Origin of the sequence: Isoptericola sp. NPDC060257, assembly GCF_042726645.1 — a bacterium.
Lineage (GTDB): Bacteria > Actinomycetota > Actinomycetes > Actinomycetales > Cellulomonadaceae > Isoptericola > Isoptericola nanjingensis.
In genome coordinates this window covers 1-17,396 of the sequence record NZ_JBHXAW010000069.1, presented here as the reverse complement: position 1 = coordinate 17,396, position 17,396 = coordinate 1, and the positions used below count along the sequence as shown (strand labels likewise).

General features: G+C 76.0%; 17 protein-coding genes. 14 read left to right on the top strand and 3 right to left on the bottom strand.

Going from position 1 to position 17,396, the window contains the following annotated elements; translation table 11 throughout:
- Nucleotides 1–55 precede the first annotated feature (55 nt).
- The gene (locus tag ACFWEK_RS08140; RefSeq protein WP_430553720.1) at nt 56–580 is read left to right on the top strand and encodes a hypothetical protein; all 525 of its coding nucleotides are present in this window, start codon (nt 56–58) and stop codon (nt 578–580) included.
- On the opposite strand, the gene ACFWEK_RS08135 is transcribed toward ACFWEK_RS08140, so the two are convergent.
- Nucleotides 495–836: a YciI family protein gene (locus tag ACFWEK_RS08135; protein WP_430545058.1), complete on the bottom strand. Its 342-nt coding sequence runs from the start codon at nt 834–836 to the stop codon at nt 495–497. The genes ACFWEK_RS08140 and ACFWEK_RS08135 overlap by 86 nt on opposite strands.
- A gap of 91 nt (nt 837–927) precedes the next feature.
- Here ACFWEK_RS08135 and ACFWEK_RS08130 point away from each other — a divergent pair, with 91 nt between their 5' ends.
- Nucleotides 928–1,413 carry an acetyltransferase gene (locus tag ACFWEK_RS08130; protein ID WP_430553719.1) on the top strand — a complete coding sequence of 162 codons (486 nt, stop codon included), beginning with the start codon at nt 928–930 and terminating at the stop codon, nt 1,411–1,413.
- 31 nt (nt 1,414–1,444) lie between these two features.
- Here ACFWEK_RS08130 and ACFWEK_RS08125 read toward each other — a convergent pair whose 3' ends face one another.
- Complete coding sequence (locus tag ACFWEK_RS08125) at nt 1,445–2,029, bottom strand: ArsR/SmtB family transcription factor (protein WP_430553718.1); 585 nt, start codon at nt 2,027–2,029, stop codon at nt 1,445–1,447.
- A gap of 48 nt (nt 2,030–2,077) precedes the next feature.
- On the opposite strand from ACFWEK_RS08125, the gene ACFWEK_RS08120 reads away from it, so the two are divergent.
- The gene (locus ACFWEK_RS08120; RefSeq protein WP_430553717.1) at nt 2,078–2,671 is read left to right on the top strand and encodes a dienelactone hydrolase family protein; all 594 of its coding nucleotides are present in this window, start codon (nt 2,078–2,080) and stop codon (nt 2,669–2,671) included.
- A 19-nt stretch (nt 2,672–2,690) separates the two neighbouring features.
- Here ACFWEK_RS08120 and ACFWEK_RS08115 read toward each other — a convergent pair whose 3' ends face one another.
- Complete coding sequence (locus ACFWEK_RS08115; protein WP_430553716.1) at nt 2,691–4,292, bottom strand: alcohol dehydrogenase catalytic domain-containing protein; 1,602 nt, start codon at nt 4,290–4,292, stop codon at nt 2,691–2,693.
- 145 nt (nt 4,293–4,437) lie between these two features.
- Between ACFWEK_RS08115 and ACFWEK_RS08110 the strand changes: the two genes are divergently transcribed.
- The 11 genes from ACFWEK_RS08110 (at nt 4,438) to ACFWEK_RS08060 (ending at nt 17,281) form a co-directional block, all read left to right on the top strand.
- Entirely contained in the window at nt 4,438–4,857 is a 420-nt protein-coding gene (locus ACFWEK_RS08110) for an oxidoreductase (RefSeq protein ID WP_430545062.1), read from the top strand.
- 33 nt (nt 4,858–4,890) lie between these two features.
- Nucleotides 4,891–5,346, top strand: a complete 456-nt coding sequence (locus tag ACFWEK_RS08105; protein ID WP_430553715.1) for an SRPBCC family protein — start codon at nt 4,891–4,893, stop codon at nt 5,344–5,346.
- An 80-nt stretch (nt 5,347–5,426) separates the two neighbouring features.
- Nucleotides 5,427–6,194: a phosphatase PAP2 family protein gene (locus ACFWEK_RS08100; protein ID WP_430553714.1), complete on the top strand. Its 768-nt coding sequence runs from the start codon at nt 5,427–5,429 to the stop codon at nt 6,192–6,194.
- A 77-nt stretch (nt 6,195–6,271) separates the two neighbouring features.
- Nucleotides 6,272–6,661 (top strand): hypothetical protein, encoded by a 390-nt coding sequence (locus ACFWEK_RS08095; protein WP_430553713.1) that lies wholly within the window; start codon nt 6,272–6,274, stop codon nt 6,659–6,661.
- A gap of 200 nt (nt 6,662–6,861) precedes the next feature.
- A complete protein-coding gene (locus ACFWEK_RS08090; protein ID WP_430553712.1) occupies nt 6,862–7,671 on the top strand; it encodes a GNAT family N-acetyltransferase in 810 nt (269 codons plus the stop codon).
- 11 nt (nt 7,672–7,682) lie between these two features.
- Complete coding sequence (locus ACFWEK_RS08085; protein ID WP_430545067.1) at nt 7,683–7,898, top strand: hypothetical protein; 216 nt, start codon at nt 7,683–7,685, stop codon at nt 7,896–7,898.
- 37 nt (nt 7,899–7,935) lie between these two features.
- Nucleotides 7,936–10,908 (top strand): FtsX-like permease family protein, encoded by a 2,973-nt coding sequence (locus ACFWEK_RS08080; RefSeq protein WP_430553711.1) that lies wholly within the window; start codon nt 7,936–7,938, stop codon nt 10,906–10,908.
- Nucleotides 10,908–13,646, top strand: a complete 2,739-nt coding sequence (locus ACFWEK_RS08075; protein WP_430553710.1) for an FtsX-like permease family protein — start codon at nt 10,908–10,910, stop codon at nt 13,644–13,646. Before ACFWEK_RS08080 ends, ACFWEK_RS08075 begins: the two co-directional genes overlap by 1 nt.
- A gap of 68 nt (nt 13,647–13,714) precedes the next feature.
- Nucleotides 13,715–14,662, top strand: coding sequence for an ABC transporter ATP-binding protein (locus tag ACFWEK_RS08070; RefSeq protein ID WP_430553709.1), 948 nt, complete (start codon nt 13,715–13,717; stop codon nt 14,660–14,662).
- Nucleotides 14,659–15,390: an ABC transporter ATP-binding protein gene (locus ACFWEK_RS08065; protein WP_430553708.1), complete on the top strand. Its 732-nt coding sequence runs from the start codon at nt 14,659–14,661 to the stop codon at nt 15,388–15,390. The genes ACFWEK_RS08070 and ACFWEK_RS08065 overlap by 4 nt, the downstream gene beginning before the upstream one ends.
- A gap of 211 nt (nt 15,391–15,601) precedes the next feature.
- Entirely contained in the window at nt 15,602–17,281 is a 1,680-nt protein-coding gene (locus ACFWEK_RS08060; RefSeq protein WP_430545072.1) for an ABC transporter substrate-binding protein, read from the top strand.
- Nucleotides 17,282–17,396 lie beyond the last annotated feature (115 nt).

The window sequence follows — 17,396 nt, the reverse complement described above, 5'->3', positions numbered from 1 at the left end:
CCGTCTGCCTCCTGCGGAGGATCCCGGGGCGCGCTGACCCGGTCAGCCTGGAGGCATGGACACGACGACCGACCCGCGCCCCCTCGTCCCGACCCGCCCGTTCTCCCGCCCCCGCCGGATCGCCGGTGGTGTCGGCACGCTCGCGCTGGTCGGGCTGGGCGTCGCCCACACGGTCACGAACGCCCTCGGCCTCGCCTCCGACCGGGAGGCCTCCTGGCCGCTGTTCCTGATCTTCGGGACGGGGCTCAGCCTGGTGCTGTGGACGATCGCCGCGGTCGCATGGCGGTACTCGCGTCGTGGATCCGGGCGCGTCGCGCGCGCCGTCGTCCTCGTCGCCGGCGTGCTCTGCTGCGCGCTGGCCGTCAACGTGCTGCGGGTGCACCCCGAGGTCGTGCTCTCTCCCGCCGGCCCCGGTCCGTGGTCCCTCGTCGCCGGACCGGCGCTCTGCGTGGCGGCGGCGCTGCCGCGGCGACGGGGAGAGGTCGGGAGCGCCCTCAGAACACCCGGCGGACCTCTTGCGGCCAGCCGCAGGCCTCGGCGACCCGGCCGGCCCACGCCTTCGCGGCGTCGTCGTCGGTGACGTCGACGATCGTCAGGCCGCCGATGCGCTGCTCCGCCGGGGCGAACGGCCCGGCGGTGACCACCGGCGTGCCGCTGGTGGCGTCGGCGGTGAAGGCCGCGCCGTCGTCCTCGTCCACGCCGGCGGCGAACACGAGGACGCCGGCGTCCCTCATGTCGCCCACGACGGCGTTGGCGAGCGGCCCGCGCTCGGCGAACCAGTCAGGGCTGTGGTCGCCCACCCACTGCTGGTTGAAGTAGATGAGGTAGTGGCTCATCGTTCCTCGCCTCGTCGACGTCGTCGGGGACCCTGCGCAGGACGTTACCCGGACCTCCGTCGGCCGGCACGGGCCCTGGGAGGATGACCCCATGACCACGCCGCACCTCGACCCGGACCGCGTCCCCGAGCCGCTCGACCTGAGCGTCCGCCCCGGGGCGGGGCCGGAGGAGTACCCCCGCCTGGTCGAGATCTGGCGGTCCGCGGTCGACGCGACGCACGCCTTCCTGGCGGAGGACGACCGCGCGCGGATCGAGGAGCGGCTGGCGAGCGCGCACCTGCCGCACGTGCGGGTGCTCGTCGCCGAGCGGGCCGGCCGGGCCGTCGGCTTCGCGGGCGTCTCCGACGGGGCGCTCGAGATGCTGTTCGTCGACGCGGCCGACCGGGGGACCGGCGTCGGGCGCGCGCTCCTGGCCCACGTCGTCGACCGGTGCGGCGTGACGACCGTCGACGTCAACGAGCAGAACGCGCAGGCCCTCGGCTTCTACGAGCGCGCCGGGTTCACGGTGACGGGCCGGAGCCCGGTGGACGACGAGGGCCGGCCCTACCCGCTGCTGCACCTCACGCTGTCGAGGTAGCCCGGGCCCGGCCGCCCGTGCCCGGCGCCGGTCATCGCTCGTCGTCCGACGCCGGCGGGAGCTGCGGGTAGTCCGCCACCGGGTAGACGCCGACCGCGAACCCGTGCACGACGTCGCCGCGGCGGGGGAGGGCGTCGAACTCCTCCACGAGCGCCGCCATGCGCTGCCAGAACTCCTGCTTCTGCGCCTCGTCGATCCGCGCGTGCCGCAGGAAGCCCCACAGCTCTCCCTCGAGGTACGCGGGTCGGGACTCGCGGGCCGCGACCTCGAAGTCGTTGAAGTCCACCGGCCTCGCGCCGTCGGCCCCGGCGTCCGCCCCCTCGAGCGCGACGTAGAACAGCCGGGCGGTCCGGCCGTAGAAGGCCTCCTCGACGGCGCGGACCCGGCGCGTCCTGACCACCCGCAGCAGCCCGGCGTCGGCGAGCACCTTGACGTGGTGGGCGACCGTGCTCTTCGGGCGGCCCACCGCTCGGGCGAGCTCGGTGACGCTCGCCGCGCGCTCGTGGAGCAGGCCGAGGATCGTGGTGCGGAGCGGGTTGCCGAGAGCCCGGACCTGGTCGGGGCCGGTCAGGGCGATCCGGTCCTCGAGCTCGTAGTCGGGGGTCTTGCCGTCCATGGTCGACGATACTAACGTTCTGGAACGTTCGAAGTTTTTGGATCGTACTTGCTGGATCCTCGAGGAGGAGCCATGGCCGAGATCATCCTGTTCCACCACTCCCAAGGGCTGACGCCCGGGATCCGGGCGTTCGCCGACGAGCTCGCCGCGGCGGGGCACACCGTGCACGTCCCCGACCTGTTCGACGGCCGGACCTTCGACGACGTCGAGACGGGCGTCGCCCACGCCCAGGAGCTCGGGTTCGACACGGTGATGGCCCGGGGCGTCGCCGCCGCGGAGGAGCTCCCCGCGGAGCTCGTCTACGCGGGCTTCTCGATGGGGGTCATGCCGGCGCAGCGGCTCGCCCAGACGCGGCCGGGCGCCGTCGGCGCGCTCTTCGTCGACGCGTGCCTCCCGGTCGCGGAGTTCGGGACCTGGCCGGACGGTCTGCCCGTGCAGATCCACGGCGGCGTGGACGACGACTGGTTCGCGGAGGACCTCGAGTCCGCCCGCGCGCTCGCGGGCTCCGTGCCGACGGCCGAGCTCTTCCTCTACTCGGGCACGGCGCACCTGTTCGCCGACCGGTCGGTGCGGGGGCACGACCCCGCGGCGGCCGCGCTCCTGAGCGAGCGCGCCCTGGCGTTCCTCGGCACGTGGGCGTGAGGCGTCGTCGCCGGCCGGTTCAGCCGGCGTCGGCGACCTCCCGGTCGGCGACCCTCTCGAGGACGAAGTAGTAGAGCGCGCCGCCGTCGGCGGTGTCCCGTCCCGTCATCACGCCGAGGACGGCGTGGTCCGACAGGCGGGTGAAGTGGTCGATCACGGGCTGGCCGTCGTAGACCATCGACGCCGTGACGACGCCGTCGTGCTCCACCGCGCGCAGGGTGGCGCCGCCGCGGGCGAGGCGGGCGTCCGCGACGAGGGCGCCGTCGGGCGTCTCGCAGACCAGGGGGGACACGTCGTCGTCGGCGCGGAACAGCTTCCCGTACCAGCCGGTGCGGACGAGCAGGCGCTGGGTGCGGTGCTCGGTGCTCACCCCGAAGCCGCGCCACAGCCCGCGCAGATCGTCGGTCCGCACGGGCGGGAGCGAGCGCCACAGCGCGGGGAGGTCGGCCGCCGGGACGCGGCCGTCCCGCAGCAGGTCCGCCAGGGCGGCCGCGTCGGCCGGGACGACCGGCGCGGCAGGGACCGCGCCGTCGTCCATCAGCAGCACGGGTTTGATCGTGCGGCCGGCGCGGAGGTCGTCGATCGCCGACCCGACCCGGGCGAACGGGTAGCCGCGCACGAGCCGCTCGACCGGCAGCCGGCCAGCACGCCACAGCGCGAGCAGGGTGGGCACGTCGCGATGCACGACGGCGTCCCCCTCGATGACGCCGGTGAGCGTGCGGCCCCACAGCACCTGCGTCTGCGACACCGTGACCCGGTTCGCCCCGGCGTGCAGCGCCACGGTGGCGCACACCCCGCGCGGGGCGAGCACGGCGAGGGCGAGGTCGGTGGTCTCCTGCCGCCCGACGGTGTCGAGCACGTGCGTGGCCGCGAGCGTGCGGGCCGGCACGTCCTGCGGGGCGAAGGCGTCGGTCGCGCCGAGCTCGAGCGCCAGGGCGCGCCGGCCGGGGTCGGGGTCGCTGACGACGACGCGACCCACGCCGCGGTGCCGGGCCGCCATGACGCCGGCGAGCCCGGTCGTGCCCGCGCCGACGACGAGCAGCGTGTCGTGCGGGCCGGGGGCCAGGACGTGCAGCACCGTCCCGGCGCCGGTGAGGACCCCGCAGCCGAGCGGGGCCGCGACCTCCCAGGGCACGTCGTCGTCGATCCGGACCGCGTTGGTGGTGCGTGCCAGCGCGTGCGTCGCCCAGGACGACTGGGCCATCCACCCGGTCGTCGCCGCGGCGCCGTCGGCGTGGGCGCGCGACCGCGGGCGGTAGTTGAGGCCGGCGAAGTCGTCGCAGGAGGCGGGGTGGCCGGCGGCGCACGACCGGCACCGTCCGCACGAGTCGAAGCTGAGCACGACGTGGTCGCCGGGCCGGAGCGAGCCGACGCCCGGCCCGACGGCCTCGACGACGCCTGCGCCCTCGTGCCCGAAGATCGCGGGGAACCGGTCGCCGGCGCCGCCCGCGATGCCGAAGAGGTCGGTGGGGCAGACGCCGGACGCCGGGACGCGGACCAGCACCTCGCCGTCGCCCGGAGGATCGAGCGTGACGTCCGTGAGCATCGCCGGGCCCCCGGCCTCGCGGACGACGGCCGCCCGGGCCGCCGTCGCCGCCGCCGGGTCGAGCAGGTCGGGCATCGCGGGCTCCCTCGCGTCGTCGTCTCGTGCGTCGTCTCGTGCGTCGTCGTGCCCGAGTGTGGCAGCGCGCCGGCCGGAAGTCACGGATCTTGTGAATGGTGATTCACAGGTGGGCGGCGCGTGCGCGGCGTGGATACTGGGGGGCATGACCCTGTACGACGACGTCGGGGGCTTCGACGTCCTGCTGGCGGTGTGCCGCCGCTGGAACGTGCTCTGCCTCGCCGACCCGGTGGCGGCGCACCCGTTCTCGCACGGCACGCTGCACCCGCAGCACGACGAGCGCCTCGCCGCGTACCTGGCCGAGGCGCTCGGCGGCCCGCGCCTGTACACCGGCGGCTACGGGGACGAGTCGAGGGTGCAGCGCATGCACGCGGGCAACGGGGAGCACGCCGAGCTCGACGAGGTCTGCGTCGGGCTGTTCCGCCGGGCGCTGGACGACGTCGGCGTCCCGGCGTCCGCAGCCGCGAGCCTGGCCGGCTTCTTCGAGCGGCAGACCGTCGCGATGCGCGCCTACGACCGCAGCCGCGACGACGTGCCGGCCGGACTCCCGCTGCCGCGGGCGTGACCGCGCCCGCCGTCGGGGGCCTACCATCGCCGGGTGCCGACGATCGTGCTGACCACCGAGATCCCGGCGTCCCCGCAGGCGTGCTTCGCGGCGAGCCTGTCGGTGGACGCGCACACGGCGTCGATGCGCCGCTCGGGGGAGCGGGCGGTGGCGGGCGTGACGTCGGGCGTCATGGGGCCTGGCGACACGGTGACCTGGCGTGCGCGCCACTTCGGCGTCCCGTTCCGCATGACGTCGCGCATCAGCGCCCACGACGCCCCGCACTGGTTCGTCGACGAGCAGGTGGCCGGGCCGTTCCGCCGCTGGTGGCACGAGCACCGGTTCGAGGCGACGCCCGGCGGCACCCGGATGACGGACACGGTGGAGTTCGCCGCCCCGGCCGGGCCGCTGGGGCGACTGGTGGAGCGCTTGGTGCTCACCCGGTACATGACCCGCCTGCTGCACAGCCGCAACGCGTGGCTCGCGTCGGCGCTGGCGCCACGCGCCTGACCCGGCCCGACGGAGAACGTGCGGCACACCACACGCGGTCGACCAGGTGACGCCCAGGCGGGCTGCTTACCCTGGGCGCGATGTTGCTCCAGGCTCCTACTGCGCCCGCGCGCGCCCTCGACAGCTCGCGCGTCGCCCCCCGGGCGGGGCGCTCCCGGCGGCCGGAGGACCCGCTCGGCTGGCTGACCACGGCACCCGCCCTCCTCGGGGGGCTGGTCGCGGTGACGCTGCTGGCGGCCGGGCCGTTCCGGGGCGTCGACGAGGACGCGCACGGGTACTGGGCCAGGTCGTTGACGCCGGGGCTGCAGCCCTTCATCCAGCACGTGCTCGACCCGATCGCCGGGCAGGCGGTCTGCCTGCCGGTCCTGCTGGCCGTCGCGGCCACCCTCTCGTGGCGGCACCGCACGTGGCGTCCGCTGTGGTGCGCGGCCATGGCCGAGCTGGCGTTCTACGGCGGGGTGGGGCTGCTCAAGGTGGTCCTCGCGCGGCCGGCGCCCACGACGGACGACGCCGACCTGTTCGACGGCGGGCTGCGCCAGCTCGGCTGGAGCGGCATCAGCTTCCCGTCGGGCCACGCGGCCGAGGCGGTGCTGATCTACGGCACGGCCGTCTACCTCGTCGGGCGCTGGACGAACGCGTCGTCGCGCACGATGACGACCCTGCGGCTCGGCGTCGGCCTGGTCGCGCTCAACGCGGTCGCGGTGTCCTACTACCTCGGCTGGCACTGGATCAGCGACCTGGTGGGCGGGCTGCTCGTGGGCGGCCTGCTGCTGCGCCTGCTGGTCGAGGCGGACCGGCGCGGCTGGTGGCTGCGGCCCCGGCGCGCGGTCGTCGCCCGGCACCTCTGAGCGCCGCTGCCGCACGGGCCGGGTCCGTGCGTCGGGCGGGCTTGCGCGGCCTCCGCCGGCCTGGGAGCGTCGGCCGGATGAGTCGACCCGCACCCGTGCCCCCGACGCGGGGCCGTCATCTCGCCGCGTTCGTCGGCGGGCTCCTCGTGGCCAACAGCGCGCCGCACCTGGCGTCGGCCGCGACGGGACGGGAGCACCTCACGCCGCTGGCGGGACGCGGGTCGTCGCCGCTGGTCAACCTCGTGTGGGGCGCGGCCAACCTGGCCGGCGGCCTGGCGCTCGTGCGCGCGGCGGCCGGCCCGGACCGGCGCTGGGACCGGCGGCTCGTGGCGTTCGAGCTGGGTGCCGTGACGTTCGCCGCCTGGATGGCCGCGAGCGAGGGGCTGGCGCCGCTGAACTCCGTGCCGGTGACCTCCGTGCCGCACGGCGATCAGACCACGACCGCGGCGCCGGGCGGCGCCAGGTAGGTCCCGCCGGACGCGCGGCCCAGCCGGCGCCGGGCGCGCTCCGACGCGCGCAGCCGCCACGACCTCCGGTCGGCGAGCAGGGCGTAGGAGAGTCCACCAGGGCGGGGCGCCGATGCTCACGGACCGGAAGTGCATGCCCGCTCCATGCATCCCTGTGAAAACCGTTGCCCCGCATGCCGGGCTCTGGAAGGGTGTCCGCCGTGAATGCACCTGCTGCCGACGTCGACGTCGCGCGCCTCCTCGCCGCCTACGACGACCAGCTGAGGACCGACGCCGAGACACCGAGCGCCGTCGCCGTGACCCGCCTCGGACCGTTGCGCCTCGTCACCTTCACGGGCGGGCGCGGCTTCGTCACCTACCGTGACCTCGGCGGCGCCGACGCGGCGACGATCCGCGGGTTCGTCGCCGCGGCGCTCGCGCACTTCCGCGACGACGCCACGATCACCAGCGCCGAGTGGAAGACCCGCGGCCACGACGTCGCGCCCGGCCTGCACGAGGCGCTGGTCGACCACGGCTTCGTGCCCGAGGAACCGGAGTCGATCATGATCGGCGACGCGCGGCTCCTCGTCGCGGACGTCCCGCTGCCGGAGGGCGTGACCCTGCGCCGCGTCACCGCGGAGGCGGACGTGCGCGCGATGGCCGCGATGGCCGACGAGGTCTTCGGCGACGACCCTGCCACGTCGGGGCACGCCGACCAGATCCTGCTGCGGCAGGAGCGTGACCCCGAGATGGAGCTCTGGGTCGCGGAGGCGGACGGTCAGGTGATCAGCGCCGGGCGCCTGGAGCCCGTGCCCGGCACCGAGTTCGCCGGGCTCTGGGGCGGATCGACCCGCCCCGAGTGGCGGGGACGCGGCATCTACCGCGCGCTGACCGCGGCGCGCGCCCGGTCCGCCGTCGAGCGCGGCAAGACGTACCTGCACAGCGACTCGACCGAGTTCTCCCGCCCCATCCTGGAACGCTCCGGCCTGGTGAAGGTGTCCACCACCACGCCCTACGAGTGGCGTCGCTGAGGGGGGGCTCCGTGGGCCTCGAGGACGACCCGTTCGAGCACCGGGTCACCAAGGACGGCAAGGTTCTCGTGAGCCGCGGCGGCCGGCCGGTCGTCACGGTGGCCGGGGCGCGCGCCGCCCGCCTGGCCGCGCTGCTCGGCCGCGACCCCGAGACCGACCAGGAGCTGCTGGCCCGCGCGACGGGCAACTACCGGCGCGGCAACGAGAAGCGGGGCCACCGCCCGTGACCGCGCCCCGCGGAGCGCCCGTCGTCGGGGCAGGCCGGTGAGCCGCGGCCGGCTGCTGGCACGCCGCTCGGGCGCGCGCCGCGGGCTGCTGGTCCTCGTCGCGCTGCTGGTCGCCACCGTCGCGGCGGCGCTCGGCACCGCCGTCGGAGCGGTCCGCGCCGCCGAGGCGGACGTCGTCCACGACGGGCTGACCCGGGGCGGCGTCCCGGCCGAGGTGCAGGTGACCACCCGGCTCGCCCCGGAGGCGGACGCCGCGGCGCAGGACGCGGCGCTGCGCGCCGACGTCGACGCGCTCTTCGCCCCCGCGCCGTACGACCTGGTCCGCGAGGAGGTGCCCGACGACGACTCCGACGACCCGTTCGTGCGCTGGACGCTCACGCCCGACGTCGCCGCCACCGGCACCGCGGACCTCGCCGTCCTGGCCGCCGGGTCCGACGCTCTCCTCGACACGGTCCTCGCCGACGACGCCGTCGCCGTGCGCGGCGCGACCATGACCGGGGACCTCGCGGAGCGGGCCGCCGACGCGGCCGCGGCGGCTGCCGCGGCGAAGGCCGTGGCCCTCGTGCCGATGCTCGTGCTCGCGCTGGCGGGCGCGGTCGCGGTCGCCCAGGTGGCGCGGCTGCTCGCGGCCACCCGGGCGGGGGAGGTGCACCTCCTGGTCTCGCGCGGGGCGTCGGCGGGTCAGCTGACGGCGTCCGCGGCGTCGGAGGCGGCGCTGGTCGTCGTGGGCGGCGCGGCCGTGGGCGCGGGCGCGGCGGCGGCCGTGCTGGCGGCCCAGGGCGCCTCCGCGGGATCCCTCGCGGGGATGCTGGCGCCCTCGGTCGTGGCGACGGCGGTGGGTGCGCTGCTCCTGCTGGTGGCGGTCGGCGGCCTGCAGGCCCGGGCCGCCGCGGGGCTGCGGGTCACGGACCGGTCGGGTCGTGCGCGGCGGGCCGCCACGTGGGGGACCGTCGTGCTGGTGGCCGTGGCCGCCGGGATCACCACGTGGCTGCTGCGGCGGTACGGCTCGCCCCTCGTCCCCACGCCCGACGGCGGCCAGACCGACCCGGCGGCCGCCGCGGCGCCCGCTCTCGTGCTCGCGGCCGCGGCCGTCGGGGCGGTGGCGCTGCTGGGACCGCTGTCGCGGGCCTGGGCGGCGCTCACCGCGCGCCGCCCGGGCACGCGGGTGCTCGCGGCGCGGCAGGTGGCCCGACGGCTCGCGGTCACGGCGGTGCCCGTGGTCCTGGTCGTGGTGGCCGCGGGGAGCGTGGTGCTCGCCTCCGCGTACACCAGGACCGGTCAGCACCTGCGGGAGGCGGCCGCCGGCGTGGCCGCGGGCAGCGACGTGCGCGTCGTCGCGACGGAGGGGACGCCCGGGCCCGCCGCGACGTACGCGGCGCTGCCGGGGGCGGCGGACGCCGCCCCCGCGCGGGTGTCCGAGGCGGTCGTGGACGGCGTCCCGCTGTCCACCACGGGCCTTCCGCCCGACCGGGTCGCGTCGGTGGCCCGCGGGCCGCACGGGCAGCAGGGCGTCGACGAGATCGCGGCGGCGCTGGACGGGCCCGGCCCGTACGCGGACAACCCCCGGCTCCCGGCCGGTTCCACCGGGCTGGTGCTGCACGTCACGGGGCAGTACTACGTCGTGGACGAGGCGGCCACGGCGGAGTCGTCCACGGCCGGGGTGGGCGGCGAGCCGGCCTCCTGGGACTCGCTCGTCGCGGAGGACGGGCCCATGGCCTCCGACCGGGGGCCGCTGCTCGCGCTCGAGGGGTCGACGGTGGGGATCACGCTCTGGCTCTCCGACCCGGACGGGCAGCCCGTCCCGGTCGACGTGGAGGACCTCGACGTCGATCTCGACGGCGACCTCGACGGCGGCCTGGACCGGGCACGCCCCGTCGGGCCCGAGGAGCGCACGCTCGAGCTCCGCGCCGAGGTGCCGCCCGCGCCCGCGGGCGCCGACGGGGACCCGGGGGAGTGGACCGTCGTCGCGCTCGACACCCAGCTGCCGTCGTCGCGCAGCACGCTCACGACGCTGCGGCTCTCCGTGGACGGGGTGGTCGTCACCGCCGACTACGGCGCGACGACGCGGGTGGACGTCGCGGGCGCCGACTGGGCCCCCGCCCGCGACGACCCGAGGGCGGACGCCGTCTACGGCGCCCGCCAGGGCTCGGGCCTGAGCCTCGCGACGCAGGTCGACCACGAGGCGATGCCCTCGTCGTTCCGCGTCATGGTCGCGGGCTCCGGGCGGCAGCCGGCCCGCGCCGTCCTGTCCCAGGACCTGGCCCGGCTGCTCGACGTCACCACCGGGGGCACGACGGAGGTGCCGCTCGGAGAGGGCGGGCGGCTGTCCGTGCAGGTGGTCGACGTCGTGGACGTGGTGCCGGGCTCCCTGCACCGGGACGCGGCGATGGTGCGGCTCGACGAGCTCCAGGCGGCGTCCCTGCGCCTCGCCACGGTGGTCCCCGGGGCCGCCGAGACCTGGGTCCGTGCCGTGCCCGGAGCCGACGTCGACCGGCTGGCCGCAGCCGCCCAGGACGCCGCCGGGACGGTGCCGGTCCAGGTCACGACGTCGACCGGGTCGGAGGGGTCCGACGCCGCGGGTCCGGTGCGCCAGGCGTTCGCGGTCGCGGCGCTCGCGGCCGCGGCGCTCGCCCTGGTCGGCGTGGGTGCCGTGAGCGTGGCCGGCGTGCGGGAGCGACGCGGAGAGGTCGCGGTGCTCCGCGCCGTCGGGCTCCCGCCCCGGGCGCAGGGGGCGAGCCGCGCGACCGAGCTCGCCGTCGTCACGGCGGCCGCGCTGGTCGCGGGGCTCCTGGCCGGGTGGGCCCTGGCGGCCGCGACGGTGCCGGGCCTGGCCGCGGCCACGCTCACCGGGTTCGCCGTCGTCCCGACCCCGGACACGGCGTACGCGCCCGCGGCGGCGCTCGTGCCCGGGGGCCTTCTCGTCGCGGGTCTGGCCGCCGTCGCGCTGGTCGTGCGGGCGGCGGTCGCCGCGCAGGCGCGCGACGGCGGCTACCGGGAGGAGGTGCGCTGATGCTGTGGCTGCTGCTGCGCCGCCACCTGCGTTCCGCGTGGGGGACCGCGCTGGTCCTCGCGGTCGTGACCGTGCTCGGGTCGGGCGCCGCCACTGCCGGCACCCGCGCGATCGGCGAGATGCGCTCGGAGCAGGTCACCTACGCCACCGAGCAGCTCTCGCCCCAGCGCCGGGACGTCTCGTCCCGGTCGTCGGTGGTGCCCGGCGGGGGGCTGTCGGCCACCGACGCCGTCATGACCGGGCCGGCGGGCGAGCCCGCCGTGCCGCCCGAGCCCCGGTGGGACGAGTTCCTCGACGGCATGGTGCGGCTGCGCGACGAGCAGCCGCGGCCGCTGCGCGACGTCCTCGGCGAGCCGTCGTTCGCCGTCTCCTCCCGGGAGGCGGTGACCGAGCAGGTGCCCGGGTCCGGGATCGAGATCCCGCAGGTCGTCATGCGGGCGTCGGTGCGGATGGCCGAGGACCTGCGGCTGGTCGAGGGCGAGTGGCCCGCCGCGACGCCGGTGGTCACGGGCTTCAACGGCCCGGAGGGCGACGAGCCCGTGCAGGTGGTCCTGTCCCGCTCGGCCGCGGAGACGCTCGGGTGGGAGCTCGGCGGCACCTACGCCGTGGACGTCTGGAAGTTCCCCCCGCTGCGCGTCGTCGGGCTCACCGAGCCCGTCGACCCCGACGCGAGCACGTGGTACCACCAGCCCTTCGGTCGCACCGCGCAGCTCGGCACGACGCCGTCCGGGTCCACGATCGCGACGGCGGCCGTCTACGTCGACCCGGCGATGATCGGCTCCCTCGCCTTCCGGGAGGCGCAGACCGAGCTCTGGTACCCCGTGACGGTCGAGGGCCTCCGGTCCGACGACGTCGCCACCCTCGCCGACCAGGTGCGCGGCTTCACGCACGAGACGCTGACCGTGCTGCCCGGCGACCCGGTGACCTTGCAGGCGCGCACCGCCCTCTCGGACGTGCTCGACGCGCTCCTGCGGGAACGGGTCACCACCGACGCCGTCCTCGTGGTGCTCGTGGTGGGCCCGCTCGGCGCGCTCGGCGCGGTCGTGGTGCTGGCGGCACGCCTGGTCGTGGAGCGACGCCGGTCGGCGCTCGCGGTGCTGCTCGCGCGCGGCGCGACCGGCACCCGGCTGCGGCTGCTCACGGCGACCGAGGGGCTCGCCGTCAGCCTGCCGGCCGCGGTCGTCGGGGTGCTGCTCGGCCTCCTGGTCCGTCCCGGTGCCGTGACCGGCACCCAGCTGCTGTGGGCCGCCGCGGCGACGCTGGCGCCGGCCGTCGCGGCGGCCGCCGTGACGGTGCCGCGCTCGCTGCGCGGCGAGCGGCGGGACCTCACGGCGGGCACGGGCGGACGGTGGCGCCGGACGGCGGAGCTCGCGGTGGTCGGCGTCGCGGCGCTCGCGGCGGTGCTCCTGGCGCGCCGCGGCGTCGTCGGGGGCGCGGGGGACGGCGGGGTCGACCCGCTGGTGGCCGCCACCCCGCTGCTCGTGGCCGCCGCGGCCGCGCTGCTCGCCGTGCGCGTGATCCCGCTGCTGGCGCGCGGCCTCGAGCGGCTGCTGTCCCGGCGCCGCGACCTGGTGCCGTTCCTCGGCGCGGCCCGGGCCACCCGTGCCCCCGCGGGCGGCGTCGTGCCCGCGCTCGCGCTGGTGCTCGCGGTCTCCGTGGGGGCGTCGTCGGCGGTGCTGCTGTCGACCCTGGACGCCGGCGTGGCGCGCCAGGCGCACGTCGAGCTGGGGGCGGACCTGCGGGTCTCGGGACCCGCGCTGATCGAGGAGACCGTGACGACGCTGCGCGGGGTCGACGGCGTCGCGGCGGTGGCGACGGCGTCCCGCGTGCCCGAGACCGGCCACCTGAGGTCGGCCGACGGGCGGACCCGCTCCGTGCAGGTGGTCGCCGTGGACGCGGTGGAGCTCGCCGCGGTGCAGGCCGACGTACCGGACGCCCCGCTCGACGTCGTGGAGCTGGCCCGCCCGGCCGCCGACGGCGCCCTGCCGGTCCTCTCGCTGCGGGTCCCGGACGTCGCGGCGGGCACCACGGGGCTCGTCCTCGACCTGCAGGACGAGAGCGCCGACGTCGTGGTGGCCGGCGCGACGGACCGGGTGCCCGGCGTGATCGACGCGCCGTCGACCCTCGTGCTCGACGCGGGCGTCCTCGCCGGCCCGCTCGACCACGCGACCGAGCCGCGCACCGCCCTCGTGGCGCTCGACGACGGCGCGGACCCGGCGCGGGTCGCCGCGGCGCTGCGCGACGCGGTGCCCGGTGCCACCGTCGACGACCGCACGACGGTCGCCGCGGAGCTCCTCGAGTCGCCGGCGGCCCGGGGGATCGCGACCGGGGCGCGGGTCTCCGTCGCCCTGGCGGGCGTGCTGGTCGCGCTCACCGTGGCCCTGACGCTGGTGCTGGCCGCCCCGGACCGGGAGCGCCTGCTCGCGGTGCTGCGCTCGATGGGGGTGCGGCGCTCGGAGTCGCGCGGGCTGGTCGCGTGGGAGGTGGCGCCCTGGGCCCTCGGCGCGCTCGTCGTGGGTGCGCTGGTCGGGGTCGCGGTGCCCGCCCTGCTGCGTGCCCGCGTCGACCTCACCGCACTGACCGGGGGCGGGCCGCAGCCCGCGCTCACGGTCGACCCGGTGCTCGTGGCGGGGGGAGTGGTCGGCTTCATGACGACGGTGGTCGTCGGGGCCGTGCTGGCGGCGGTCGCGGGGCGTCGCGGCGCGACGCCGGAGCGGTTGCGGGAGGCGGCGGAATGAGGGAGGACGGCTGATGGGCGACGGCGACGACGGTGACGACACGGTGGCGACGGGACGGTGGTGACGCGATGGTGGTGACCGAGGAGGAGGCCGGCTGGCCGCCGGCCGACGCCGCCCGCTCGGAGCCCGACGAGATCCGCTGCCGCGGGCTGGTGCGCATCTTCGCCACGGACGGCATCGAGGTGCAGGCGCTGCAGGGGCTGGACCTCACCGTCGACCGCGGGGGCCTGGTCGCCGTGGTCGGGGCGTCGGGCTCGGGCAAGTCGACGCTGCTCAACATCCTGTCCGGCATGGACCTGCCGACGGCGGGCTCCGCGGTGGTCGCGGGCACGGACCTGCTGGCGATGACGCGGCGCGACCGCGTGCGCTACCAGCGCTCCACCGTCGGGTTCGTCTGGCAGCAGACCGGGCGGAACCTGCTGCCGTACCTCACGGCGGCCGAGAACGTCCGGGTGCCGCTCGAGATCGCGCGCTCCGGCTCCCGAGCCGCGCGGGCGGCGCGCGTGGCGGAGCTGCTCGAGCTGCTCGACGTCGGGCACGTGGCGGACCGGCTGCCGGGCCAGATGTCGGGCGGGCAGCAGCAGCGGGTCGCGATCGCCGTCGCGGTGGCGGGCGCGCCGCGCGTGCTGCTGGCGGACGAGCCGACGGGGGAGCTGGACGAGGCGACGAGCGTCGAGGTGCTCGAGGCGCTGCGCGGGGTGAACGCGGCGACCGGGGTGACGACGCTGATCGTCACGCACGACCCGGCCGTCTCGGAGCACGTCGCGCGGACGGTGCAGATCCGCGACGGGCGTACGTCCACGGAGGTGCTGCGCCGCACGGAGGTGGACGAGGACGGCGCGCAGCGGCACGTCGCGGAGGAGTTCGCGGTGCTGGACCGCGTGGGGCGCCTGCAGCTGCCGCAGGACTTCGTCAGCGCCCTGGACCTGCGGGACCGGGTGCGCCTCGCCCTGGAGCCCGACCACGTCGAGGTCCGGCCGGACGGCCGGCGCGAGGGAGCGGGGGAGCGGCGATGACCAGCACGACGGCGACGACGACGGTGCTGCGCGCGAGGGGCGTCTCGCGCGTCTACGGCAGCGGCGCGGGCGAGGTGCGGGCGCTGGAGGACGTGTCCGTCGAGGTCGGGGCCGGCGAGCTCGTCGTGGTGGTGGGGCCGTCGGGCTCCGGCAAGTCGACGCTGCTGCACCTGCTCGGCGGGCTCGACCGCCCGACCACGGGCACGGTGCACCTCGGCGCCGACCCCGCGGCGCAGGGCGGCCCGGGCGCCGTCGAGCGCGAGCTGGGCGGCCTGGGCGAGGACGAGCTGCACGCGGTGCGCCGCACCGAGATCGGCTTCGTTTTCCAGTCGTTCGGGCTGATCCCTGTGCTGTCGGCGGCCGAGAACGTGGAGGTGCCCCTGCGCCTGGCGCGGGTCGACGCCGCCGAACGGGCGGCCCGGGTCGCGGAGGCGCTCGAGGCGGTCGGCCTCGCGGACCACGCCGAGCAGCGCCCGTACGAGCTCTCGGGCGGGCAGCAGCAGCGGGTCGGCGTGGCGCGCGCGCTCGTCGCCCGCCCGCGGGTGCTGCTCGCCGACGAGCCGACCGGCCAGCTCGACTCGACGACGGCCGCCCGCGTCATGGCGCTGCTGCGCGACCTGGTGCACTCGCGCGGGGTGGCCGCCGTCGTGGCGACCCACGACCCGGAGCTGGTGGCCGTGGCGGACCGCGTCCTCGTGGTCCGCGACGGCCGGTTGGCGACGGTATGACGGCGTCCGGGGCCGGCCGCCGGTCGTGTCCCGGAGGTTGCGCCCAGATACCGGATTGGTCACGGTTCCGGGTGCAAAGCGGGCGAAGGGTATGTGCGGGCCTCGAACCGTGACTAGAGTCACCCGCGCACAGTGCAGTGCGCGGGCACACGCGCCTGCACCTCACCGAGGGGTGATCCCCGCCGGTGAGCGACTCAACTCAGGAGGACACGTGACACCTCGACGACGACTTGCAGGCATCGGGGCCTTCACCCTCGCCTCGGCCCTGCTCCTGTCCGCGTGCGGTGGCGGTTCGGGCGACGACCCCGAGGCTGGCGGCGGCGGCTCGGACGCCGGAATCATCACCGTGCAGAACGGCGAGCCGCAGAACCCGCTCATCCCCACGATGACGAACGAGACCAACGGCTCGCTCGCCATCTCGAACGTCTTCGCGGGCCTCGTCTACTACGACGCCGACGGCCAGACGCAGAACGACATGGCGGAGTCCATCGAGTCTGACGACAACCAGACGTGGACGATCACCATCAAGGACGGCTGGACGTTCACCGACGGCTCGAAGGTGACGGCGCAGAGCTACGTCGACGCCTGGAACTACGGCGCGTACGGGCCCAACGCCCAGAACCTCAGCTACTTCTTCGAGCCGATCGAGGGCTTCGCGGACGTGAACTTCGCGGAGGACCAGCTGCAGGAGGACGGCAGCCCGAAGGAGGGCGAGAAGCCCGCCTCGGAGACCATGAGCGGCCTCAAGGTCGTCAGCGACACCGAGTTCACGGTCAAGCTCGCCCAGCCCGAGTCGGACTTCCCGATCCGCCTGGGGTACTCCGCGTTCATGCCGCTCCCGGAGGCGTTCTTCGACAACCCGGACGCGTTCGCCGACAAGCCGATCGGCAACGGCCCGTACCTGGTCGAGAACTGGACGCACAACGAGGTCATCGAGCTGCGCCCGAACCCCGACTACAAGGGTGAGCGCAAGGCGCAGAACGACGGCGCCGACCTGGTCGCGTACACCGAGGAGGACACGGCGTACAACGACCTCCTCGGCGGTCAGCTCGACATCGTGAAGAACGTGCCGTCGTCGTCGTTCGCGACGTTCGAGGACGAGCTGGGCGACCGCGCGGTCAACCAGGCCGCGGCCGTCATCCAGGTCATCAACGTCCCGGAGTACGTCAAGGAGTTCGAGGGCGACGCGGGCCTGCTGCGCCGCAAGGCCATCTCCATGGCGATCGACCGTGACCAGATCACCGAGACGATCTACAACGGCACCCGCACCCCGGCGAAGGACTTCACGTCGCCGGTCATCGACGGCTGGTCCGACACGGTCGAGGGCAACGAGGTGCTCGAGTACAACCCCGACGAGGCCAAGAAGCTCTGGGACCAGGCCGAGGGCGAGGACCCGGTCGGCAAGGACTTCACGCTGCAGATCGCCTCGAACGCCGACTCCGACCACCAGACCTGGGTGGACGCCGTCTGCAACAACGTCCGTAGCACGCTCGGCATCGGGTGCGAGTTCGACCCGTACGCCACCTTCGACGAGTTCCTCGACGCGCGTGACAACGAGCAGATCAAGGGCCTCTTCCGTGGCGGCTGGCAGGCCGACTACCCGGCGCTGAGCAACTTCCTCGGGCCGATCTACGGCACGAACGCCGGCTCGAACGACATGGGCTACTCGAACAAGGAGTTCGACGCCAAGCTCAAGGAGGGCAACGGCGCGACCGACCCGGAGGCCGCGATCAAGGCCTACCAGGAGGCGCAGACCATCCTGTTCGGTGACATGCCTGGTATCCCGCTGTGGTACCAGAACGCCACCGGTGGCTTCGGCGAGGACGTCGAGAACGTCGTCTTCGGCTGGGACAGCGACCCGATCCTGTACCAGGTCACGAAGCAGGGCTGACGCCCGATTCGGTGACGGCCGGCCGCGTCCGGTAGGTTCGCGGCCGGCCCACCGACGTCCGGAGGGCAGGGGTGTCTGTTATAAACCACAACGTGCCCACCAGACCGAGCCGTAT